20 protein-coding genes and 2 pseudogenes are annotated in these 21,709 nt (G+C 60.0%); 12 read left to right on the top strand and 10 right to left on the bottom strand.

What is annotated here, in order from left to right:
- Window positions 1-63 precede the first annotated feature (63 nt).
- From IB250_RS15420 to IB250_RS15390, 7 genes are all read right to left on the bottom strand, one after another.
- The gene (locus IB250_RS15420) at window positions 64-1,023 is read right to left on the bottom strand and encodes a D-isomer specific 2-hydroxyacid dehydrogenase family protein (protein ID WP_192344738.1); all 960 of its coding nucleotides are present in this window, start codon (window positions 1,021-1,023) and stop codon (window positions 64-66) included.
- A complete protein-coding gene (locus IB250_RS15415; protein WP_192344737.1) occupies window positions 1,020-2,207 on the bottom strand; it encodes an acyl-CoA dehydrogenase family protein in 1,188 nt (395 codons plus the stop codon). The genes IB250_RS15420 and IB250_RS15415 overlap by 4 nt, the downstream gene beginning before the upstream one ends.
- A gap of 203 nt (window positions 2,208-2,410) precedes the next feature.
- Window positions 2,411-3,427, bottom strand: coding sequence for an ABC transporter substrate-binding protein (locus IB250_RS15410; RefSeq protein ID WP_192344736.1), 1,017 nt, complete (start codon window positions 3,425-3,427; stop codon window positions 2,411-2,413).
- Entirely contained in the window at window positions 3,424-4,770 is a 1,347-nt protein-coding gene (locus tag IB250_RS15405; protein ID WP_192344735.1) for an LLM class flavin-dependent oxidoreductase, read from the bottom strand. The genes IB250_RS15410 and IB250_RS15405 overlap by 4 nt, the downstream gene beginning before the upstream one ends.
- A gap of 12 nt (window positions 4,771-4,782) precedes the next feature.
- Window positions 4,783-5,751 (bottom strand): ABC transporter substrate-binding protein, encoded by a 969-nt coding sequence (locus tag IB250_RS15400; RefSeq protein WP_192344734.1) that lies wholly within the window; start codon window positions 5,749-5,751, stop codon window positions 4,783-4,785.
- A 127-nt stretch (window positions 5,752-5,878) separates the two neighbouring features.
- Window positions 5,879-7,462, bottom strand: coding sequence for a rhodanese homology domain-containing protein (locus IB250_RS15395; protein ID WP_192344733.1), 1,584 nt, complete (start codon window positions 7,460-7,462; stop codon window positions 5,879-5,881).
- On the bottom strand, window positions 7,459-8,067 hold the full coding sequence (locus tag IB250_RS15390; protein WP_192344732.1) for a cysteine dioxygenase: 609 nt from the start codon (window positions 8,065-8,067) through the stop codon (window positions 7,459-7,461). The genes IB250_RS15395 and IB250_RS15390 overlap by 4 nt, the downstream gene beginning before the upstream one ends.
- Window positions 8,068-8,297: 230 nt before the next feature.
- Between IB250_RS15390 and IB250_RS15385 the strand changes: the two genes are divergently transcribed.
- Window positions 8,298-9,203, top strand: a complete 906-nt coding sequence (locus tag IB250_RS15385; protein WP_192344731.1) for a LysR family transcriptional regulator — start codon at window positions 8,298-8,300, stop codon at window positions 9,201-9,203.
- 121 nt (window positions 9,204-9,324) lie between these two features.
- Window positions 9,325-10,119 (top strand): class II aldolase/adducin family protein, encoded by a 795-nt coding sequence (locus tag IB250_RS15380; RefSeq protein WP_192344730.1) that lies wholly within the window; start codon window positions 9,325-9,327, stop codon window positions 10,117-10,119.
- Window positions 10,120-10,242: 123 nt separating this feature from the next.
- Here IB250_RS15380 and IB250_RS15375 read toward each other — a convergent pair whose 3' ends face one another.
- On the bottom strand, window positions 10,243-11,331 hold the full coding sequence (locus IB250_RS15375) for an LLM class flavin-dependent oxidoreductase (protein ID WP_192344729.1): 1,089 nt from the start codon (window positions 11,329-11,331) through the stop codon (window positions 10,243-10,245).
- A 362-nt stretch (window positions 11,332-11,693) separates the two neighbouring features.
- Between IB250_RS15375 and IB250_RS15370 the strand changes: the two genes are divergently transcribed.
- The 8 genes and pseudogenes from IB250_RS15370 to IB250_RS15335 all read left to right on the top strand — a co-directional run.
- A complete protein-coding gene (locus IB250_RS15370) occupies window positions 11,694-12,566 on the top strand; it encodes an ABC transporter permease (protein WP_094989689.1) in 873 nt (290 codons plus the stop codon).
- 1 nt (window position 12,567) lies between these two features.
- Window positions 12,568-13,356 (top strand): ABC transporter ATP-binding protein, encoded by a 789-nt coding sequence (locus IB250_RS15365; RefSeq protein ID WP_192344728.1) that lies wholly within the window; start codon window positions 12,568-12,570, stop codon window positions 13,354-13,356.
- A 25-nt stretch (window positions 13,357-13,381) separates the two neighbouring features.
- Window positions 13,382-14,407 carry an ABC transporter substrate-binding protein gene (locus tag IB250_RS15360; protein WP_192344727.1) on the top strand — a complete coding sequence of 342 codons (1,026 nt, stop codon included), beginning with the start codon at window positions 13,382-13,384 and terminating at the stop codon, window positions 14,405-14,407.
- Between the two features lie 47 nt (window positions 14,408-14,454).
- On the top strand, window positions 14,455-15,267 hold the full coding sequence (locus tag IB250_RS15355; RefSeq protein WP_192344726.1) for an energy transducer TonB: 813 nt from the start codon (window positions 14,455-14,457) through the stop codon (window positions 15,265-15,267).
- An 86-nt stretch (window positions 15,268-15,353) separates the two neighbouring features.
- Entirely contained in the window at window positions 15,354-16,076 is a 723-nt protein-coding gene (locus tag IB250_RS15350; protein WP_192344725.1) for a MotA/TolQ/ExbB proton channel family protein, read from the top strand.
- A gap of 1 nt (window position 16,077) precedes the next feature.
- Window positions 16,078-16,479, top strand: coding sequence for an ExbD/TolR family protein (locus IB250_RS15345; RefSeq protein ID WP_192344724.1), 402 nt, complete (start codon window positions 16,078-16,080; stop codon window positions 16,477-16,479).
- Between the two features lie 234 nt (window positions 16,480-16,713).
- Window positions 16,714-17,079 (top strand): hypothetical protein, encoded by a 366-nt coding sequence (locus IB250_RS15340; protein WP_192344723.1) that lies wholly within the window; start codon window positions 16,714-16,716, stop codon window positions 17,077-17,079.
- A 485-nt stretch (window positions 17,080-17,564) separates the two neighbouring features.
- Window positions 17,565-18,052 (top strand): annotated as a pseudogene (locus tag IB250_RS15335) (sulfonate ABC transporter substrate-binding protein); the annotation flags it as partial.
- A gap of 9 nt (window positions 18,053-18,061) precedes the next feature.
- On the opposite strand, the pseudogene IB250_RS15330 reads toward IB250_RS15335, so the two are convergent.
- Window positions 18,062-18,290: pseudogene (locus IB250_RS15330) on the bottom strand (LysR family transcriptional regulator); the annotation flags it as partial.
- Window positions 18,291-18,355: 65 nt separating this feature from the next.
- Window positions 18,356-19,594, bottom strand: a complete 1,239-nt coding sequence (locus IB250_RS15325) for an acyl-CoA dehydrogenase family protein (RefSeq protein WP_192344722.1) — start codon at window positions 19,592-19,594, stop codon at window positions 18,356-18,358.
- Between the two features lie 392 nt (window positions 19,595-19,986).
- On the opposite strand from IB250_RS15325, the gene msuE reads away from it, so the two are divergent.
- Window positions 19,987-20,550, top strand: coding sequence for an FMN reductase (gene msuE / locus IB250_RS15320; protein WP_192344721.1), 564 nt, complete (start codon window positions 19,987-19,989; stop codon window positions 20,548-20,550).
- Between the two features lie 47 nt (window positions 20,551-20,597).
- Window positions 20,598-21,698 carry a dimethylsulfone monooxygenase SfnG gene (gene sfnG / locus IB250_RS15315; protein ID WP_192344720.1) on the top strand — a complete coding sequence of 367 codons (1,101 nt, stop codon included), beginning with the start codon at window positions 20,598-20,600 and terminating at the stop codon, window positions 21,696-21,698.
- Window positions 21,699-21,709: the final 11 nt, after the last annotated feature.

Below are 21,709 nucleotides of genomic sequence, written 5' to 3'. Positions count from 1 at the left end.
CACTCCCTCTTCGCGAGCAAGCCCGCACACATTGGATTGCGTTTGACTGACGGGTGTCGGGGTTCAATACCCGCGTTGTACGTTCGCCTGATTCTCCAACGCCAAACCGTTGAGATAACGCTCAAGGTTGGCCAGGAAACTGTCAGCTATCTCATGGCCACTGTTGGTGGAAATCGCCGAGGTATGGGGTGACAAGCGCACCCGTGGATGGGTGTAGAGCGGATGTCCGTCCGGCAGTGGCTCGGGATCGGTAACGTCCAGCGAAGCCAGGCCGATCGTTCCGCTGTCCAGTGCTTCAAGCAACGCCCCGTGATCCAGCAGACCGCCGCGGGCGATGTTGATCAGATGCAGGCCGGGTTTGGCGCTGGCGAGCACCGCACTGTTGACGATATGCCGGGTCGCATCGGTCAACGGCGCGGCCAGCACCAGATGGTCGGAACGGGCAAACAGGTCATGGATATCTCGCGTGGCTTCGACGCCTTCCACCTCGAACGGCGCCTGACTCTGACGCAACGCCAGCACATTGATGCCCAAGGCGTGGGCCTTGCTCGCCAGGCTGCGGCCAATCGCACCGATTCCGAGAATCCCCAACGTGGTGCCCTTGAGCGGCGTCAGTGCGGTGAAATTCCATTGCGAGTCATGCACCCAAATGTCCGGCAGGCGCTTGGCGGCAGCGAAGATCGCGGCCAGGGCGAACTCGGCGATGTTCTCGGCGGCGCTGCCCCGGGAAGTGCTCACCGGCGGGCCGTTGAACAGCCACTGGGGGTAGAAGTCGATGCCGGAAGATACCACCTGAACCCACTTCAAACCGTAGGGCCAACCCGGCGGCGGTGTGTCCGGCGCCAGATAGCCGCGAACATTGATTGGCCGCGCCAGCAAAATACTGACTTCAGTCGGCAGGTCGCTGGGTACGCCGCTCGGCACATCGATTAACCGGGCGTCAGGATGCGTGTGTGCGAGGCGCTGACGAATCACATCGTTGAAGTCTTCATCCAGTTGGCTGGCGATAATGAGCTGGCTCATGGGCGTTCCTTTTGCTGGTGCTGGGCGAAGACCGCTTTGCCGACGCCTTGCAGCACGGCATCGTTCTGCGGCGTGTGAACACGGCTGCACAGCACATCGCGGTAATGCCGTTGCAGTGGATTTGTCCGGGACAGGCCGGGGTTGCCAGACGCCTCGATGGCCAACTCGACGGCGCGGATGGCGTTGCCGGTCACCAGGTATTTCAGTTGCGCGGCGTTACTGGCTGGCGTGCGACCTTCGGCGGCGGCATCCAGCAGGCTGCGGTTGGCGAACAACAGCGTGTCGATGTGCCCGACGGTTTCCTGAAAGCGCGGCAGGGTCGAGAGCGCCGCGCCGAGGTTGGATGGCTTGCGTTGTTCCAGCCAACCCACCAACCAGTCGCGAGCGGCTTGGGCGACGCCGTCGTAAACCGACGAGAGCAACACCGACATCCACAGGAAGCCATCGCCATCGAGTTCGGGTTGTGGGGCACTCCAGGGGCTGACGCTGACGGCGTGATCCAGCGGCACCAGGACATTGTCGAACACCACTTCATGGCTGCACGTGGCGCGCATGCCCAAATGGTCCCAATCCTCGATGATGCTGATGCCGGGTGTGTCCTTGTGCACAAGCCAGGCACCGACCAGCGGATCTTCATCGGTGCTGCGCGCCCAGACGCTGAACCACGTCAGGCCATGACTGCCGGTGGAGTAGATTTTTCGGCCACTGATGCGCCAACCGGCGGAGGTGCGCCGGGCAACGGTCGCTGGCAAACCACCGCGAGCCGGGGTGCCGAGGTCGGGCTCGACCCGCAAGGCGTTGATCAACGCGCCTTGCTGGACGGCGTCTTGTGCCACTTGCAGGCGCAATGCTTCGGGCCAGGTTTTACTGTCTTGCAGGCGCGCGTGCTGGATGTACTGCATCACCAGGATCAACGCCGTCGAGGGTTCGCCCTTGGCGATTGCGCTGATCGCCTTGCGCGCCTGGGCCAGATTCGCGCCACCACCGCCGAGGGCTTTGGGCACGGTCAGCGCGACCAGACCGTGCTCCTGCAGCAGCTTGAAATTGTCCTGGGGGAAGGCGCCGCTTTCGTCATAAAGGTGCGCCGTGGCGCTGAGTTGTGCGCCGATGGTTTCCAGCAAGGCTTCGAAATTCGCCGCCTCGACCGATCGCAGCAAGGGCGGGTGTTGAGAAGAAAGACTCATGGTGGATTCACTCGATCAAAAAGTGTGAGCAGCAATGATTGGGGGCCACCGTAACCAACTGTGGCGAGGGAGCTTGCTCCCGCTGGGTCGCGAAGCGGCCCCAAATCCAGGCACTGCGGTGATTCAGGCAAACCGTTTTGCGACTGCTTCGCAGCCGAGCGGGAGCAAGCTCCCTCGCCACAGGGAGGGGGCGACTTTAGGGCTCATATCGGCAACAACTTGAACTGCCGGTCCCACAACGGACTGACATCCAGCCGTTCGCTCAACACACCCGCATCGAAGAACAAATCCGCGACCTCCTGTTGCGAGGCTATCGCCTGGTCGTCCACTTCGATGACTTTCCACGGCTGGCTGCGGCTGTTGTACATGTCGAGAAACACCGCTTTGTCGACACCCAGTAGCTGCGCGGATTTGGCGGCCCAGGGTTCGGGGTTGTTATTGATCCATTCCAGCGTGCGCGCCGTGCGCTGCAAGTAGTCCTGAATCGCTTGTTTGCGCAGCGGGTCTTCGAGGGCAGCGGGGCGCGCCGCCATCAAGTAGTTGCCGGACAAATAACCCTCAGCGGTTTTCAACACCCGGGCGCCACTGCGGAATTTCGCCAACTGGATAAACACCCCATAAATCACCCAGGCATCGAGCTGACCGCTCTGGAAAGCACTGAAACCATCCTGCGGCGTGAGCGCTACCGCCGTGATGTCGTTCATCGTCAGGCCCTGTTCTTTCAGTGCCTTGATCAGAAAGTAATGCGAGGTGGTCGAGCGCACGTACCCGACCCGTTTGCCGCGCAGCTGCCCGACCGATTCGAGTTTCGAGTTCTTGGGAATCAGGAACACCTGGTTGTTCACGTCGCCTTGTATCACTGCGATGAGTCGCGGTTGGCGATGGCTCTGGATAGAGAAGATCGGTGGGATCTCGCTCATGGAGCCGATGTCCAAGCTGCCCGAGGCCAGCGCTTCGACGATCAGGTTGCCGCCGGCAAATTCCGCGTAATCGACTTTGTAAGGGCGGTTAGCGGTGCCGGCGTCTTCGGTGAAATACGATTCCTGGCCGCGATAAGTGGCGACGCCCAGGGTCAGGTCCGAAAGCGAGGTGTTTTGCGCGAACGCACGCGAAGCCAATCCCATCGAGGACAGCCCCAACGCCCCGAGGGCGATCGAACTGGCCGTCAGGAAGCCGCGACGATTGAACTGCCCCGGCAGGCGATTAAAGGATTCGCTCATGCCAGTACCTCGCTTTTCTGGTGAACCTGGGCGGTTGTGTAACGGTTGGCGGGTGCCTCAAGCCCAAGGTTGTCGCGCAGGGTCGTGCCGCTGTATTCATCGCGAAACAGACCGCGCTGTTGCAGCACCGGCACGACGAGTTCGGTGAAATATTGCAGGCCATCGGGTAGCAACGAGTTGATGATGAAACCGTCGGCAGCGCCTTCTTCGAACCAGGTCTGAAGGGCGTCCGCAACCTGCTCAGGCGTCCCGACGAAATCCCGTCGTGGCCGGGAGAAACGCAGGGCCACTTCGCGCAAGGTCAGGCCTTCGTCTTTGGCCAGTTGTTTGATCCGGTCCGAGCCGCCTTTCTGGCTATTGGAGCCTAAGTCACCCAGCTCGGGGAATGGGGCATCCAATGGGTACTGGCTGAAATCATGGTCATTGAACGGCCTGCCGAGGGCGACAATCGCATCCTCAATACTCACCAGTTCCACCGCTTGCTGATAGCGGCTTTCAACTTCTGCTTCATCGCGGCCAACGATCGGACGGATGCCCGGCAGGATCGACAGCTTTTGTGCATCCCGGCCGAAGCCGCTGGCGCGCTTTTTCAGGTCCTGATAATAGGCGCGTGCTTCGTCGAACCCCTCGGGGCTGACGAAAATCGCATCGGAATTCTCCGCGGCGAAATTACGTCCGTCCTTAGAGGTGCCGGCCTGGAAAATCACCGGCTGACCTTGCCGGGAGCGGGCGATGTTGAGCGGGCCTTTTACCGAGAAAAATTCACCTTTGTGCGCCAGCGCATGCAGTTTGCCGGGGGTGAAAAACTCGCCGCTTTGTTTGTTGTAGGCGAAGGCGTCGTCTTCCCAGGAGTCCCACAACCCCTTGACCACATTCACATGCTCCTTGGCGATGCGGTAGCGCACCGCATGGGGCGGGTGCTCGGCCTTGCCGAAATTATCGGCGGTGCCACTGAGCCAGGAGGTCACCACGTTCCAGCCGGCACGACCGCCGCTGATGTGGTCCAGGGACGCAAACTGGCGCGCCACCTGGAACGGTTCGGTGTAACTGACGGTGACGGTTGCCACCAGGCCGATATGGCGAGTGGTCGCGGCCAGCGCCGAGAGGATGGTCAGCGGCTCGAAGCGATTGAGGTAGTGCGGGCTCGACTTCTCATGGATGTGCAGGCTGTCGGCGATAAACACGAAGTCGAACTTCGCCGCTTCAGCCAGTTGCGTTTGCTGCTGATAAAAACCGAAATTCACGCTGGCGTTGGGCAGGGCCTGCGGGTGGCGCCATTCGCCCCAGCCATGGCCGACGCCATGGACCATCGCCCCGAGTTTGAGTTGGCGTTGCTTGCTCATGGTTCTACTCCTTTAGCGCGAAGCCTGGGTAAGTGGGGGACGTTTGGTGTTGAAGCTTTTGTCGAAGCCTTGGGAGACGTCGATGTGTCGGGTCAGCAAGCCTTCTTCCTGATAGATGTCGGCGGTGGCCTGCAAGCCGCTGACGACCGTGTCGTCAATCACCACCGGTTGCATGTGGGTCGCCTTGGCCACGGCCACATGCACCGCGAGGGGCAGGCCGGTGATTTTGGCCTGGGCAGCGGCGTACTCATTGGGGTGCTCGTTGCTCCAGCGGTAGGCCCGGTCGACCCGGGCGACGAAGTCGTCCAGTTGCTGGCGCTTATCGACGATGGCCTTGTCGGTGGCTGCGAGATAAAGGTGATTGCTCAGCAGGTTGCTGCCGCTGACCAGGATCTTGGCTTGACTCTGAGAGGTGACGACGGTGGTGTAGGGATCCCATGTGGACCAGGCATCCGCGGTGCCGTTATCCAGCACCAGTCTTGACTCGCTGGGCAGCAGGAAAACGAACTGCACATCCTGGGTGCTCAGGCCGGCGCCGCGCAGGGCCTTGATGGCCAGGTAATGCCCGATCGAGCCGCGTGTGGTGACGATGCGCTTGCCCTTGAGGCCTGAGACATCCTTGATCGGTGAATCCTTGGGCACAAGAATGGCAGTGGTATTGCGCCCCTCGGCATGAATGATGCTGACCACTTTGAGCGGCGCACCGGCGCCGAGGGCGAACACATAAGGCGCATCGCCCAGGGCGCCGATGTCTACCGCTCCAGCGTTCAACGCTTCACCTAACGGCGCGGCGGCGGGGAACTCGGAGAACTGGATCTGGTAGGGCACGTTTTTCAGTTCACCGGAGACCTCCAGCAGTACCTTGATCGTGGACTTTTGATTGGCCACCAACAGCGGTTGCAGGTCGGCGGCGTGAGAGACTGCGCCAAAGGTAAGGGAGGTGGCGATCAGCAGATATTTGAACGGCTGGGTGAAACTCATAACAGCATGCTCCAGGCGGGTCTTGATGCTTCTTGTCACCTCCGCCTGGAGAAAGGGGTCGGGCTGAATTCAACGTTGGGCGTATCAAACGGCGCTGCCCGGTATACGGTGCAGAAGCCTTAAGGGTTCAGATCACAAAAAAGCCATGGGTGGCGTCGCGGGCCAGTTGCGCCACCAATCCATATTCCCAGTCCAGATAGGCTTGCATTGCTTCGCGAGGACTGTCGGTGCCTTCATAGGGGCGGCGATAGCGATCAATGCGCGGCGAAGCCAGATGAGTTTCACCGTCTTGCAGTGGCAGTTGCGCAGCGATCCAGCTGGCCGTGCCGCCCTTGAGCAGGAACACTGGCTTGCCGGTCAGGGCCTCGACATCAGCGACAGCCAGCCGTGCCAACTGGCTGCTGCCACAGGTCAGCACGTAGCGTTGTGCGGCCGGTACGTTGGCCAGGGCTTCGCGCAATTGCCCACGCAGCACCCACCATGCACCGGGGATATGGCGTTTGACGTAGTTGGCGCTGCTGGTGAAATCCAGCACCGCAATGTCGCCGTGAGTCAGCCATTCGGCCAGGGTTTCGGGGCTGATTTCCTCGGCCTGCTGCGGCGCGGGGACCGGCGCCTGCCAGGCACCTTTTTCGCTGAAATGCGCAGGCTGCGCGCCATCCAGCACATGCACCTCCCACCCCAATTGCGAAAGCCAGGACGCGGACATGTTGGCCCTTACGCCATCGTCATCGACCAGCACCAGACGTGCGCCGCGGACACTCGCGAAGTGATCGGTTTCCTGCACCAGTTGGCCGCCCGGTGTTGAACGGGCAGCGGGCAGGTGGCCGGTCTCGAATTCTTCCGGGGTGCGGACATCGAACAGGTAAGTGCTGCGGGTTGCTTCTTGTTGCCAGCCTTGCAAGTCGGCCAGGGTTGCGCGACCAACCAGAGCTTTGTCGGCGACGCGACGGGCATCCTGAGCGGCGATGTGTCGGTGTTCTTCGCTGGTCGGCGCGAAACGGCGCGACTGGCCGTGTTGCAGTTTTTGACCGGCCAGGGTCCAGCCGATGGTGCCGTTGCGCAAGGCGGAAACCGGGTTGGGGATGCCTGAGTTGATCAACGACTGCGTGCCGATGATGCTGCGGGTGCGCCCGGCGCAGTTGACGATGATCCGCGTCGCCGGGTTCGGTGCCAGTTCTCGGGCACGCAATACCAACTCCGCGCCCGGAACGCTGATGCCGGTGGGAATGCTCATGGTCTGGTATTCATCGAAACGCCGGGCGTCGAGCACCACCACATCGGCTTCGCTGTCGAGCAGTGCCTGCACTTCTTCCGCCGCCAGGGATGGCGTATGACGCTGGCTCTCCACCAGTTCGCCAAAGGCCTTGCTCGGCACGTTGACGTCGATAAACAGCTCGCCACCGGCACGGCGCCAACCGTCCAGGCCACCCTCCAGCAAGCCGACATTGATGTAGCCGAGCTCTTGCAAGCGCTGAGCGGCGATCTGTGCGAGGCCTTCGCCGTTGTCGTAGACGGTCACCGGGGTATCCAGCCGCGGGATCCGCGAGTACACCTCCAGCTCAAGCCTGGACAGTGGAATGTTGGCGGCGAACAACGGGTGCGCCTCAGCGAAGGGCGCCTCTTCACGCACATCGACGAGGGCCAGTTCTGCTTTGTTCAACAGTGCCTTTCGAATCTCGGCGAAGGGGCGGATCAATAGGGTGCTCATAGGGCTTGGCTCTCTTTGGACAGATCCCAGATGTTGGGGAGAAAGGCGTTGGAATAACCGGAGATAAACAGTTTCTCGCTGCCATCGGGCTGATACACCGCGCGGTGCACGGCGCCGATGTTGGCGCCATAGACATGGATGCTGATGGACACCTGATCATCAAAGGCATTGCTGACTTGATGAATGTCGCCAATCTTGGGCGACACCGCTTCGACCTGGCCGGGTTCCAGCTGTATCCGATGGCCCTCGGGCACCAGGGCGCCGTCAGTGTTGCGGGCGAATCCCTGCGAGTACTCCGCGCCGCGCAACATGCCGATCAGGCCCCAGACCCGATGATCGTGGATCGGTGTGCGTTGCCCCGGCCCCCAGACAAAACTGACGACGCTGAAGCGCTGTCGTGAATCGGCATGCAACAGGTATTGCTGATAACGCTGCGGGTCGGGGCGGGCAAAGTCTTTCGGTAGCCAGTCGTCGTGGCTGACCAATTGGCCGAGCAGCTTGCCGCCGCGATACAACAGGTCACCCTCGCGTGGATGGCTGTCGATCAGTTCAGCCAGGGCGCCTATGAATGCTCTGAGTCTCTCCGGGTGTCGGGCCTGGGTCATGGCGATTCCATCGTTCGTTTCGAAGGTTGTTGTGATTATCTAAGCATAATGATTGTTCTTAATATGCTATTTTTTAATGATTAGGTTATAGCTGAAAGGAATTAAGAACTCGATTGAATAGCGTTAGACGTTATCAGTAGGAGCCAGGGAGCGCTCCGGTCTATCCAGACTCCAGCAATAGAACTATGCTTTTCAGACATCTTATTGACTGTTCTCTATGTGCGGGCCAAATGAAAATTGATGATATCGATGCCTTCGTCGAAGTGATTCGTTGCCAGTCCATCAGCCATGCGGCCGAGTCGCTGCAATTGACCCAACCGGCGATTACCCGGCGTGTGCAGAACTTCGAGCAGGCGTTGGGCGTGGAGCTTTTCGACCGCAACACCAAGCCGCTCAAGCCCACGTTGATTGGCACGCGGGTGTACGAACAGTGCCGTTTGATCCTGCGGGAAATGGACGCGTTGCGCGAACTCGTGGCCACCGATGCGCCGCCCACCGGGCTGCTGCGCCTGGGTGTTCCGCAAACCATCGGCGATGTGGTGCTGCTCGATGCCCTCAAGCACCTGCGTGTCGAATACCCTGAATTGCGCGCTCAAGTGGCGACAGGGTGGGGCAGTCAACTGGTAGGCAAGATCGAGCGCGGTGAACTGGACGCCGCAGCGGCGCTGTTCCCGGCGGGCAAGATTTTTCCGGACAACATCGTTGGTGAGTCCATCGGCAAGATGGGACTGGTGGTGGTCTGCGCGAAGGCGCAAGTGTCCAAGCGTGCGTGCAAACTCGCCGACGTTTACCAGAGTGGCTGGATTCTCAACCCTGACGGCTGTGGTTTCCGCGCCGGGTTGCAACGCACTCTGTCAGATCAAGGACTGGCTCTGCGGGTCAATCTGGAAACCTTCGGTACCGAGTTGCAGTTGGGCCTGGTCGCCGACGGGATGGGGCTCGGCCTGGTACCGCGTCCGTTGCTGGAGCGCAGTGCGCATTTCGATCAGTTGGCGGTGATGCCGCTCAAGGATTTCAAACCGCTGATGGATCTGTGGCTGATCTACCCGCACTTTCTCGGCAACCTGCAAGGGCCGGTCGATGCCTTTGGCAAACTGGTCGCTGGATCGTTGCAGAAGATCAAGAATGCGGCATGATCAGCAACTGAAGACATAAAAAAAAATGATAATTAGCTTAGATTAAAATGTGCTTTTTATTATTTTTTGGCATCCCCTAGGCTGGCTGGAAATCCTTCAAGGCCATCCAGGAAGTTTTGCCATGAGCAGCGTCAGCCCGTTATCCAGCGTCTCGAAAAATGTTCGCCAGCGCGTCACTCCCGAAGAATGGGAAGTGCGGGTCAAACTGGCCGCAGCCTATCGGTTGGCGGCGGTGTTCAAGTGGACTGACCACATCTACACGCACTTTTCCGCGCGGGTGCCGGGACCTGAGGAACATTTCCTGATCAATGCCTTCGGGTTGTTGTTCGATGAGATCAGCGCCTCCAACCTGGTCAAGGTCGACATCGATGGCACCATCGTCGACGACCCGACTGGCCTCGGTATCAACTACGCCGGGTATGTGATTCACAGCGCTATCCATGGTGCGCGTCCCGACCTGCAAGCGGTCCTGCATACCCACACCCGCGACGGCATCGCGGTATCGGCGCAGCGCGATGGGCTGTTGCCGATCTCGCAGCATTCCATCGGTTTTTCCGGGCGGGTGGCCTATCACGGTTACGAAGGCATCGCCCTGGACCTGGACGAGCGTGAACGACTGGTAGCGGACCTGGGGGACAAAAGTGTGCTGATCCTGCGCAACCACGGACTGCTGACCGCTGGTGTCAGCGTTGAACACGCCTTCCAGCAACTGCACGGCCTGGAACGTGCCTGCAATATTCAGATCGCGGCGCAGGCCGGTGGCAATGCCGACTTGATCTTCCCGCCGGCCGAAGTGGTGGCCAAGGTCGAGAAGCAGGCCGAGGTATTCAAAAGTGGTGACGGGCCGGGTGTTGCGCGGCACTGGGATGCGCTGATTCGGCAGTTGGAAAGGACTGATACGGCATATAGGGAGTAATTGAAGAGCAAGATCAAAAGATCGCAGCCTGCGGCAGCTCCTACAAGGGGAAGCGAACCCCTGTAGGAGCTGCCGCAGGCTGCGATCTTTTAAGGTCCTGAGGCTTAAAAGATCAAGGATGGTTCAAGCCACTTTTTCCGCCGCTTGCCGTTCACGTTCGGCCACCAGTTGACGGGTCAGCGGGATCAGGCGCTTGCCATAATCGATGGCGTCATCAAGTGGGTCAAAGCCGCGGATCAGGAACGTGGTGATGCCCAGGTCGTAGTAGTCGAGCAGGGCTTCGGCCACTTGTTCCGGGGTGCCGACCAGCGAAGTCGAATTGCCTTGTGCGCCGAGCAGGCCGGCGATTCCGGTCCACAGGCGCTTATCCAGACGCGAGCCCTGGGCTGCGGCCGCCAGCAAGCGCCGGGAGCCTTCGTTCGGTGGTTCGCGACGAACAAAACCGTTCTGTTCGGCCAATGCTGTGGCTTGTTGCAGGATGCGCTCGGCACGTTCCCAGGCTTGCGCTTCGGTGTCGGCCAGAATCGGTCGCAACGACAGGCTGAAACGAATGCTGCGCCCATGCTTGGCCGCCTCGGCGCGCACCTGATTCACCACTTCGCGCACCTGTTCGTAGGTTTCGCCCCACAGCGCGTAAACGTCCGCATGCTTACCCGCCACCGCGATGGCCGCCGCCGATGAGCCACCAAAATACAGCGGTATGTGTGGCTGTTGTGGCGACTTCACTTGCGAGTGCGCACCCTCGACCTGGTAGTACTTGCCCTGATAGTCGAAGGGCTTTTCGCGGGTCCATTCCTGACGTAGCACGTCGAGGTATTCATCGGTGCGGGCGTAGCGCTCGTCTTTGCCAATATAGCTTCCATCGGCGCGTAATTCGCGATCATCGCCGCCGGTGATGATATGCACGGCAGTGCGCCCACCATTGAACACGTCGAGGGTGGTGAACTGTCGTGCGGCCAGGGTAGGGGCGGCGAATCCCGGTCGATGGGCAATCAGGAACTTCAGCTTTTTCGTCACGCTGGCGGCATGGGAGGCAATCAGCGTGCTGTCCGGACTGTTGGAGTGGAACGCCACCAGGGCGCGGTCGAAACCGGCTTCCTCATGGGCGCGGGCGACGGTCTCCACATATTCGGGCTGCAACACCGGGCCGCTGCGCGGCTGGGTTTCCGAGGATTGGTGGCCACCGATGTAACCGATAAATTCGATGCTCATGCTGAGTTCCTTGTCTTTGGATAGGCGTGATTCAAGCCTCCACCGGGCAGGGGGTCGGTCTGTGACGTCGAAAGTAGGCGCAGCGGGGCAGGGCTGTGAAATGCCGTTTTGTTCTAAGTTAATTATTAATTAAATGAATCATAAAAAATATAAAATATCAGTAATGCGCATTTTAATCGGCGTCAGGAATGCATCCGCCACAGGACGTGGGTTGCAGGGTCTAATTATGCAAATAATTTATCTGGATTATTTTCTATCTGATTATTAATCATATTAGGTTATTCCCAAAAAGAATTTCACTGACGTTTTTTATGCGAATAGCATGAATCCGAAGCCATATTCTTGATGAGGAAGGAAGCCTGATGACCGAAAAGACCTTCGATACGCAGAGCACTAGTAGCTCGTTTTCCGTCAGCAAGGCTGTTGAAAGCCAGGGTGCGTCGAAGCTGATCCCCGACTGGTTACACAACTGGCGAACCCCCGAAGTCTTTCTGCGCCTGCTCAGCCCGATTGCGTTGCTGCTCTTGTGGGAACTGGCGTCGCAGCTCGGCCTGATCCCACAACGGATCATCGCCGCACCCTCGCAAATCGGCGGCACCCTCTGGGCGATGATCGTCTCCGGGGAGCTGGGCAAGCATTTGCTGGTGTCGCTGCAGCGCGCGCTGCTGGGCTTGAGTATCGGCGTCAGCGTCGGCGTCGTCGCGGCACTGATCACCGGTTTGTCCAAGCGCGGTGAGGTAATCCTCGATTCGCCGATGCAGATGTTGCGCACTATTCCTTCCCTGGCGCTGGTGCCGTTGTTCATACTCTGGTTCGGCATCGGCGAGTTCACCAAGATCGCGCTGATCGTCACCGGTACCACCTTCCCGGTGTACCTGAACCTGTTCGCCGGCATTCGCAATATCGATCCCAAGTTGATCGAGGCCGCCAACACCCTGGGCCTGAATCGTCGCGAGTTGATCTGGCATGTGATCCTGCCGGGGTCATTGCCCTCATTCTTTGTCGGCCTGCGTTACTCCCTGGGGATTTCCTGGCTGGCCCTGGTGTTCGTCGAACAGATCAACACCACCGCCGGCATCGGTTTTCTGGCCAGTGATGCGCGGGACTTCATGCGCACCGACGTGATCGTTATCTGCCTGCTTATTTACAGCGTCCTCGGCTTATTGATCGACGGACTGATCCGCACGCTGGAGCGTTTTGCCCTGGCCTGGCGCCCATCTTTTGTGAGGAACTGACATGTCGACTATCGCCGCAAAAAAACTGCAGTCAGAAGCACCGGTACAACTGCGTAATGTGGTGCGCCAATTTGGCCAGCAGCGGGTCATCGATGGCCTGGACCTGGATATCGCACCGGGCGAATTCGTCGCGCTGCTCGGGGCCAGCGGTTCGGGCAAGACCACCTTGCTACGTAGCCTGGCCGGACTGGACAGTATCGACAGCGGTCAGCTGCTGGTGCCCAAGGCACGGGCCGCAGTGTTTCAAGAGCCCCGATTGATGCCGTGGAAGCGCGCCTGGAAGAACGTGATTCTCGGTCTGCACACCCCGGACGCCAAGGCTCGTGCGGTGCAGGCGCTGACGGAAGTGGGCCTGGCCCATAGGCTTGAAGCTTACCCGGCCACGCTCTCCGGTGGCGAAGCGCAACGCGTGGCACTGGCCCGTGGGCTGGTGCGCGAACCCAAGCTGTTGCTGCTAGACGAACCCTTCGCCGCGCTCGACGCACTGACCCGGATTCGCATGCATCGGCTGATCATCGAGTTGTGGCGCAAACACAACCCGGCGGTGCTGCTGGTCACCCATGACGTGGACGAGGCCATCCTGCTGGCCGATCGGGTGATCGTGCTGGCCAACGGCAAGATCGCCGAACAATTGTCGATCGATCTGCCGCGAGCTCGAGACACCGGTCAGGAAGGGTTTCAGGAAATCCGTGTGCGCTTGCTGAGTTTGTTGGGGGTTGAAGTGGAAACCGTTGCCGTGGCTGAACGTCAGCTCACGAACAACACGGTCCGACGGTTTGCCCATGGTTGATCATTTGAAACAGGGAGGTTGCGTTATGCCAATACGTGTCTGGATATCGGCGATATTGATGCTGTCTGGCGCGGCGTTGCTGCTCAGCGGCTGCGGCGATGCCGTCGAGACCAAAGCCCCATCCACTGCCCAGTCAGATTTGTCCGGCGTCACGCTGGTGCTGGGCGATCAGGCCAATGGCCTGCGCACGGTGGTCGAGGCGGCGAATGCCTTTGAGGGCATTGACTACAAGGTTGAGTGGGCCAATTTTCAGGGCGCCGCGCCATTGTTTGAAGCTTTGCGCGCTGGCGCGGTAGATCTTGGGCCGGCCGGTGATACCCCGGTGCTCGCCGCTGCAACCGGTGGCACACCCTTGCGCATCGTCGCGGTACGGCGCAGCCAATCACGAGGCATTGCGATCCTGGTTCCAGCCGATTCGCCCATTCATAGCGTTGCGGATTTGAAAGGCCGCAACGTCGTGGTGTCGTCGGCCCGCGGCAGCATTTCCCAGTACCTGTTGATTCGCGCACTGGCCAATGCCGGGGTCGATGAGAAAGACGTCAACGTCGGTTTCGTCCTGCCGACCGACGCCTTGTCCGCGTTCAACGCCGGCAAGATCGAAGCCTGGGCCACCTTCGGTATCTATCAGGCATTTGCCGAGCAGCAGGGCGCCCGGGTGTTGATCAGCGGCGAGGGGATCAACACTGGCCTGACGTTCATCACCGCCTCCGATGAAGTGCTGACCGACCCGCTCAAACGCAAGGCGCTCAGCGACGTGTTACAGCGTTTCGCCAAGGCCTTCGAATGGGCCCGAGCGAACCCCGACGAGTACGCCCGGGTCTTCGCCAAGGTCAACGATATCCCCCTCGAAGTCTCGCAGCGGCTGCGCAGTTGGGGCGACGAGTCGCTGTTGCCGGTGGAGCCGCGGGATGTGCAGGCGTTGCAGCAAGTCGACGATTTGTTCGTGGAAAAGAAGATCTTTCCGCATCGCGTCGACGTGGAGAAGTTGACGGACTCTGAGGTGTTTTTCCTGACGCCTTTGACGGTGACTCAATCGGTGCCAGCGCGGTAATCCGGTGCCGGTGCATGTTCAATCCAAAGGCTTACAGGAGTAAATAAATGGGCAATGTCCAGAGCGCCACCAAGGCCTTCGAGGTGTTCCGACACCCGGCATCCCGCGGCGAACTGCTCGACCTTGGCCGGGTCCTCCGGGAACCCCTGGCGCTGTCGCGGCTGCACAGCACGCCCAAACGGGTGTTGAGTCGCCGTGAAGGAGTCTTGCTCGGGGTGTTTGCCTTGGTGTTGCACGGCGCGGTGATTGTCTGGGTCAACCAGAACCCACCGCCGGCACTGCCCGTGGTGCCGCCGGAGATCCCGCCGATGACCATTGAGTTCTCGCAGCCAGCGCCACCGGTGGTGGAGCCACCACCGCCCCAGCCGATTCCGCAGCCAGTGGTCGAACCGCCACCACCGGTTGAAGATGAGCTGGCCGTGAAGCCTCCACCTCCGAAACCGATTCCAAAGCCCAAGCCTTTGGTTAAACCGATTCCCAAACCCGTGGCCAAACCTGTGGAGCAGCCACCCGCACCGCCAGCACCGCCACAACCAGTCGCCGCGCCTGCGCCAGCGGCACCCCCGGCACCGAAACCGGTGACTCCGGCGTCGGCCAGCGCGGGTTACTTGAAGAACCCGGCACCGGAATACCCGTCGCTGGCGATGCGTCGCGGCTGGGAAGGTACGGTGATGTTGCGGGTGCATGTATTGGCCAGCGGCAAGCCCGGTGAGATCCAGATCCAGAAAAGCAGTGGCCGCGATCAACTCGACGACGCCGCACTGGCTGCGGTCAAGCGCTGGAGCTTCGTCCCGGCCAAGCAGGGCGATGTCGCCCAGGACGGCTGGGTCAGCGTGCCCATCGACTTCAAAATAAAGTAATTCAATCCTATAGACAGACACCGCGGGCCACCTGACCAAAGGCGCATCGCTACAACCGATTTAATGCCTAGTTGGAGAGCCTGACCATGAACCTGATCGCATCCCCCTTCGAATCCATCGAACACACCGTCATCTGGCTATTAATCCTTTTCTCCGTTGCGACCTGGGGCCTGGCCTTGTTAAAGGGCGTGCAGTTCACCCGACTCAAGACGCAGGATCGAAAATTCCACAAGCAGTTCTGGGCCGCGTCGAGCCTTGACTCGGCCGCCGAATTCGCCAACAGCCTGCCTGGTGCTGCGGCCCGTGTGGCGCTGGCCGGTTATGCGGCGATTCAGGTCAGTGACCACCAAAACACCGACCTCAGCCAGTCGATCAATCACCAGGACCGTCTCGAGCGTGCCTTGCGTCAGCAGATCGTGCGTGAACGGCGCTCGCTGGAAACGGGCCTGGCGATCCTCGCCAGCATTGGCAGCACCTCGCCCTTTATCGGTCTTTTCGGGACCGTTTGGGGCATCATGTCGGCCTTGAAAGGCATCAGTGCGGCGGGCTCGGCGAGCCTGGAAACCGTGGCCGGACCGATTGGTGCCGCACTCGTCGCCACCGGTGTGGGGATCGCTGTCGCGGTGCCGGCGGTGCTGGTTTACAACTACTTCCTGCGTCGTTTGAAACTGACCTCCGCGGACCTGGATGACTTCGCCCACGACTTCTATAACCTGGCGCAGAAACATTCATTCCGCGTGCTGCTGCACCCGGTGCTGAGCAAGTCCGGCGCCACCGTCGCCGGGCAGAAAGTCAAGGAGGCCTCCTGAAATGGCCTTCTCCACACAAGACAGCGATGAAGTGCTCAGCGAGATTAACGTCACGCCATTGGTGGATGTCATGTTGGTGTTACTGGTGGTGTTCATCGTCACCGCGCCGCTACTGACTAACGCGATCCCGATCAACCTGCCGAAGACCGAAGCGGTGGCGCCGGTGGAACAGAAAGATCCGCTGGTGGTGAGCATCGACGACAAGGGCAAGGTGTTCATCAACAAGGACGAAATCCAGCCGAATCTGCTCGAGTTCAACCTGCAAGCCGCCAAAGCGAAAAAACCTGACGTTCGCGTGCAATTGCAAGCCGACAACGGGGTGAATTATGGCGAAGTGGCGCGGGCGATGGCCTCGATCGAGCGGGCGGGGATTACCAAGTTGTCGGTGATTACGGCGAAATAGGATTCGGGTTTATAGCATTAGAGGTGGGGCGGTGAATTATGGGGGAGGCCGCGTTTGGCGAGCGATCTCTGCTAGCTGTTTGTAAGCGGGCGGTGAATCCATCTTGCTTTTTATCGTCGTGAGTTCGAAGCTCCAGAGATAGCCAAAGCAGTGCCTTCATCAGATCAGTCGCGACAAAATGGCTTAAGATAATCAGGCTGGAATGGAACATATCGACTAAAGGACTCGTCATTTATGGAAACTCCCTTTTCACAAATCAGCGATCGTCTGAACAATCGCCGATTTACGGTAGCGGACAACGCCCACGGACTATCCGGTGCAGGTACAGTATTTCACTACCATGTCGAGGAAAATGCCATTTCGGGCACTTACCAAGGCGGCCGAATTCGCATGGGTAATCAAGTCGGGCGCGCGACAGGCCCCGATACCATTGAGCTTCTTTATCAGTGTTTAACTACGGATGGCGAGATTCTTGCCGGCTGGTCTCGTGGCACCGTAGGCGTTGATCACGCTGGGCGTACCACTCTGACCTTCGTATGGGGTTGGTTGTCGGGTGCGACTGGAGGAGGGGAGTCTAGCTACGTCGAGCTTGCCGCATAGCGGCTAAGGATTTTTAGATTACAGGTCGAAGAACTTGCGCTTAGCATATGCAGCCAATCTCGATGACGCCGAGTGCAAGGCTGACTTTGTAGCCGCCAAAATCGTCATTTGGCTATAGGTAGAATCCAATAGCGTGGCGTGGATTAACTCCTTTTTTGCTCTTGATACACCCTGAAAACAAGTCCAGAATCAAGTCCATTCCTACTTCAGGAATAAACCAAACCCCTTAGATTTCAATGGGTCGGACGCCAGATGCGAGTCTCGTTTCCTTCTCCAAAAACGCAAAAACGCCGCTCACTGAGCGGCGTTTTTGTTTGCGTGTAGTTTGTTGGGCAGCGTCGAAGAGAGATCACAACCTGTTTTCGTTCCGGCGCTTCCTGCGGAAGCTGCCTCTATACCCGTTCTTGAGGCCCGTAGGTGTAGGCATCTCCCCCCTGATCCCGGCCGACGTGTTTATCGCAGGTTGAAAGGATTTGAATCTCGTCTCGATCAGCCTTGCACACCCGGATGCAACAGAGGCGCTGATTGCTGGCGGTTCAGAGATCAATTCACATTTTTGCAGTCCGCCGTTCCAGTACCAGGAACTGCAGAATCCCAACGTGCACAAGGTACTGAGCTCCTACGACGTACTCGGCGGGCAGGCCACGTTTAACGTGCTGTACACCACTGAAAAATTCCACGACGAAAACCCGAAAACCTACAAGGCGTTCTACGACGCGCTGGCCGAGGCCGAAAAAATAATCAAGGCCGACAAGCCCGCGGCAGCCCAGAGCTATATCCGGGTGGAGCAGTCGAAGCTGGCCTTGCCGCTGGTTGAGAAAATCGTCGCAGACCCCGAAATCGACTTTACCGTCGTGCCACAGCGCACCTTCATCTATGCCGAAAAATTGCAGGAGTAGGTGTACTGAAAAACAAGGCGGCCAGCTGGAAGGACTACTTCTTTGAAGAAGCCCACGGCGGTGCGGGCAACTGAACCGGGGCATCAGTTCCCTTGACTGCTTTTAATCAACTCATACGCCCGACGCACTAGCGGGTTTACGGTGTTCGGGCGAATTCACAAGTGATAGGTCACGTCTGGCAGTCGCGGCAATCCGTCATTTTCACCCAATACGCGCATGTCCGGGCCGAGCATTTCCATACTTCTGGGGGGGGACGCCCAGTCCCGCGCGCGTCACCGCTGCGACGAGCCAGGGGCCAGACGCGTTGCTGGCCCGTGCTTCGTCGCTGGCCGATCAGGTGCAGGTGCTTGGGTATCTGGCACCCGCGTGATGTCGGCTTACTTCGATCCAGCGCCGATCTGCCAGACGTAGGGCGGTTCGGTGCCGTTGATTTCCCAGTCGCCGATGATGCGTTCCTTGTAGATGAGGGGGTTGTGCGAGGCCGCGGTGCGGGCGTTGCGCCAGTGACGATCGAGGGCCTTGCCGGTGCTGGTGGCCGAGGCGCTGAGGGCGTTGAACAGGTCACTGGTGGCGCGCAGCACCAGGTCGGCGATCACCACTTGGGCCTGGGCCGATTCCAGTTCGGCGGCGATGTTGGCCTCGCGTTCGGCGACTTCGTCATGGGCGAAGCGGCTTTCGTACGCCACCTGCAAGGCGGCCGCCGCGCGCAGGGTGGTGGCGTGTGCGGCGTAGACCTGCGCCGATGCCTTGCCCACCACTTGCTGCACCTGGACGTCCTGGCTGACGTGGCTGGCATTGCCGGTGCTGAAGATGCGCGTGCGCTTGCGCACTTCTTCCGTGATGTCGTGCACCGCGGCACGGCCGGCACCGGTCTGAACCGCCAACAGCACCAATTGATAGAAGGCCGTCTGGTACTTGAAGCGGGTGGCGAAGTCGAGCAGGTTTTCGGGCTCCACCACGGCGTTTTCGAATACCGAGGTGCCGCTACCGGTGGTGCGCTGGCCAAAGCCATCCCAATCGTCGCTCTGGGTGATGCCCGGTTGTTGCGCGCGGACGGCGGCAATCACGTCGGCACCGTTGTCATCGCGCTGGGCATAGAGGTCGATCCAATCGGCGAAGATGCTACCGGTGCTGTAGTACTTGGTACCGTTGACCACCCAGTGTTCGCCCAGACGCGAGACGCGAGTGCCGACCTGGCCGATCTTGACGCTGCCGATTTCGGTCCAGGCATTGCCCACCAGATCACCCTCGACAAAACGCTTGAACCAGGTGTCCTGTGGTGCGTCGGCCTGGGCATTGAGGCGGTCTTCGACAAAGGCAAAGTGACCGCGCAACGCCTGTGGCAGATTGGAGTCCGCTTCGGCCAGTTCGATCAGCAGTTCAAACAACTGGGGCAGGGAAGCGCCGGCGCCACCGTACTGCACCGGCACGCGCACGGCGCCAAAGCCGGCTTCCTTCAGCCACTTAACTTGTTCAAAGGGCAGGCTGCGGCTTTGCTCGCGCTCCAGCGCGCCGGCGGCGATGCGCGCAAAGATCGGCCGGAAGCGCTCGGCCAGGGCCTGGTAGTCGGTACCGGTGGAGAGGGGGTGCGGCAGGTGCTGTTGCAGGACGGTCATGGTGCAGCTCCTTATGGAAGACAAGAGAAGCAACAGAGTGGTCGATCTGTTGCGTACTGGTGCCAGTGCACAGGTCGTGCCTGGCGCTGCAAAAGCCGTTTAATCGGGCGCGCAGGGCTGTTCGCCAGGGTGGTTGCTGTCGCCTGCCGGGCAACTTGCTGAAGCGCTGACCGCCCGGCAACAGCGGTCTGGGCGCGCGGCATGGCATGGGGCCGAGAGACAACTGTTGTGAGCGCAACAGTTGATCAACAGCCTGTCCGGTGGCCGACACTGCGGTGTTTTACGAAAAGTTTATAACTCATTGATTTATATTAAGTTAATAAAGTGGCACGGTTGCTGCTCTAGTCCTTGTGCAGGTGCCGCGGTGGCCTCTGCCACCACGAGGACGGGCAATGAGCAACACACTGAAAGTGGTCGCGGTATCCGGGAGCGTGCAGCGGCCTACGCGCACCCTGGTGCTGCTCAAGGCGCTGGTCGCCGGTCTTGCGCAACAGCTGCCGATCGAGCTGCACCTGATCGAGTTGTCCGAGGTCGGCCCGCAGTTCGCCGGGGTGCTGCGCCGTGAAGACTTACCCGCTGCGGTAGAGGCCGATCTGCAGGCCATTGAAACGGCCGACCTGCTGATTGCTGCCAGCCCGGTGTACCGCGCCTCGTACACCGGGTTGTTCAAGCACCTGTTCGACTTCGTCCATCACCAGGCGTTGAACAACGTGCCGGTGTTGCTGGCCGCCACCGGTGGCTCGGACCGCCACGCCCTGATCATCGATCACCAGTTGCGCCCGTTGTTCGGCTTTTTCCAGGCCCTGAGCTTGCCCATCGGTGTGTATGCCGCCGAAGCCGATTTCACCGATTACCAGATCACCAGCCCGCAGGTGCTCGAACGCATCGAGCGCGCTGTTGAGTCGGCGGTCCTGAGCCTCAATCTGACTATTCAACCGGACGCCAGCGCGGCCTGACGTCCCCGGTCAACCCTCACTTCAACGAATCAATGGAGTACATGCAAATGAGCCAGGACAACATCAAGTTTGCCTACTGGGTTCCCAACGTCAGCGGCGGCCTTGTGGTCAGCAAGATCGAACAGCGCACCAGCTGGGACATCGATTACAACCGCAGGCTGGCGCAAATCGCCGAAAAGGCCGGCTTCGAATACGCCTTGTCACAGATCCGCTTCACCGCCGGTTATGGCGCCGAAAACCAACACGAGTCGGTGACCATCAGTCATGCCTTGCTGGCCGCCACCGAGAAGCTCAAGGTGATCGCCGCCATCCTGCCTGGGCCCTGGAGTCCGGTGCTGGCGGCCAAGCAGCTGGCCACCATCGACCAGTTCACCAACGGTCGCGTTGCGGTGAACATCGTGTCGGGCTGGTTCAAGGGCGAATTCCGCGCCATTGGCGAGCCGTGGCTGGATCACGATGAGCGCTATCGTCGCTCGGAAGAATTCATCCAGGCGCTCAAGGGCATCTGGACCCAGGACAACTTCAGTTTTCAAGGCGATTTCTACCGCTTCCATGACTACACCCTCAAACCCAAGCCACTGCAGCAGCCGCACCCGGAAATCTTCCAGGGTGGCAGCTCGCGCGCGGCGCGGGATATGGCTTCGCGGGTTTCCGATTGGTATTTCACCAACGGCAACAGCGTCGAAGGCATCAAGGCCCAGGTCGATGACATTCGGGCCAAGGCCGCGATCAATGGCCACTCGGTGAAAGTTGGGGTGAACGCCTTTGTCATCGCCCGTGAAACCGAGGCCGAGGCCCGCGCGGTGTTGCAGGAAATTATCGCCAAGGCCGACCCCGAGGCCGTCAACGGTTTCGGCAGCGAGGCGAAGAACGCCGGTGCCTCCAGCCCGGAAGGCGAAGGCAACTGGGCCAAGTCCACCTTCGAAGACTTGGTGCAGTACAACGATGGTTTCAAGACCAACCTGATCGGTACACCTCAGCAGATTGCCGAACGCATCGTCGCACTCAAGGCGGTGGGCGTGGACCTGGTGCTCAGTGGCTTCCTGCACTTTCAGGAGGAGGTGGAGTACTTCGGCCGCAAGGTGTTGCCGCTGGTGCGTGAGCTGGAGCGCGAGGCTGTGGCGACCAAAGCTGCGGCATTGGTGTAAGGGACGGGAAA

The sequence above is a fragment of the Pseudomonas sp. PDM09 genome (assembly GCF_014852305.1).
Taxonomy (GTDB): Bacteria; Pseudomonadota; Gammaproteobacteria; order Pseudomonadales; family Pseudomonadaceae; genus Aquipseudomonas.
The sequence above is the reverse complement of the archived record's forward strand: the minus strand, read 5'-3'. Positions and strand labels throughout refer to the sequence as shown.

Bases quoted from the DNA above. Each gene is read 5' to 3' on its own strand.
- IB250_RS15350 (WP_192344725.1), top strand. From the start codon at position 15,354: ATGAACCTGATCGCATCCCCCTTCGAATCCATCGAACACACCGTCATC.
- IB250_RS15365 (WP_192344728.1), top strand. From the start codon at position 12,568: ATGTCGACTATCGCCGCAAAAAAACTGCAGTCAGAAGCACCGGTACAA.
- IB250_RS15370 (WP_094989689.1), top strand. From the start codon at position 11,694: ATGACCGAAAAGACCTTCGATACGCAGAGCACTAGTAGCTCGTTTTCC.
- IB250_RS15400 (WP_192344734.1), bottom strand. From the start codon at position 5,751: ATGAGTTTCACCCAGCCGTTCAAATATCTGCTGATCGCCACCTCCCTT.
- IB250_RS15345 (WP_192344724.1), top strand. From the start codon at position 16,078: ATGGCCTTCTCCACACAAGACAGCGATGAAGTGCTCAGCGAGATTAAC.
- IB250_RS15395 (WP_192344733.1), bottom strand. From the start codon at position 7,462: ATGAGCACCCTATTGATCCGCCCCTTCGCCGAGATTCGAAAGGCACTG.
- IB250_RS15385 (WP_192344731.1), top strand. From the start codon at position 8,298: ATGAAAATTGATGATATCGATGCCTTCGTCGAAGTGATTCGTTGCCAG.
- IB250_RS15380 (WP_192344730.1), top strand. From the start codon at position 9,325: ATGAGCAGCGTCAGCCCGTTATCCAGCGTCTCGAAAAATGTTCGCCAG.
- IB250_RS15415 (WP_192344737.1), bottom strand. From the start codon at position 2,207: ATGAGTCTTTCTTCTCAACACCCGCCCTTGCTGCGATCGGTCGAGGCG.
- IB250_RS15355 (WP_192344726.1), top strand. From the start codon at position 14,455: ATGGGCAATGTCCAGAGCGCCACCAAGGCCTTCGAGGTGTTCCGACAC.
- IB250_RS15420 (WP_192344738.1), bottom strand. From the start codon at position 1,023: ATGAGCCAGCTCATTATCGCCAGCCAACTGGATGAAGACTTCAACGAT.
- IB250_RS15340 (WP_192344723.1), top strand. From the start codon at position 16,714: ATGGAAACTCCCTTTTCACAAATCAGCGATCGTCTGAACAATCGCCGA.
- IB250_RS15360 (WP_192344727.1), top strand. From the start codon at position 13,382: ATGCCAATACGTGTCTGGATATCGGCGATATTGATGCTGTCTGGCGCG.
- IB250_RS15405 (WP_192344735.1), bottom strand. From the start codon at position 4,770: ATGAGCAAGCAACGCCAACTCAAACTCGGGGCGATGGTCCATGGCGTC.
- IB250_RS15390 (WP_192344732.1), bottom strand. From the start codon at position 8,067: ATGACCCAGGCCCGACACCCGGAGAGACTCAGAGCATTCATAGGCGCC.
- IB250_RS15375 (WP_192344729.1), bottom strand. From the start codon at position 11,331: ATGAGCATCGAATTTATCGGTTACATCGGTGGCCACCAATCCTCGGAA.
- IB250_RS15325 (WP_192344722.1), bottom strand. From the start codon at position 19,594: ATGACCGTCCTGCAACAGCACCTGCCGCACCCCCTCTCCACCGGTACC.
- IB250_RS15410 (WP_192344736.1), bottom strand. From the start codon at position 3,427: ATGAGCGAATCCTTTAATCGCCTGCCGGGGCAGTTCAATCGTCGCGGC.
- sfnG (WP_192344720.1), top strand. From the start codon at position 20,598: ATGAGCCAGGACAACATCAAGTTTGCCTACTGGGTTCCCAACGTCAGC.
- msuE (WP_192344721.1), top strand. From the start codon at position 19,987: ATGAGCAACACACTGAAAGTGGTCGCGGTATCCGGGAGCGTGCAGCGG.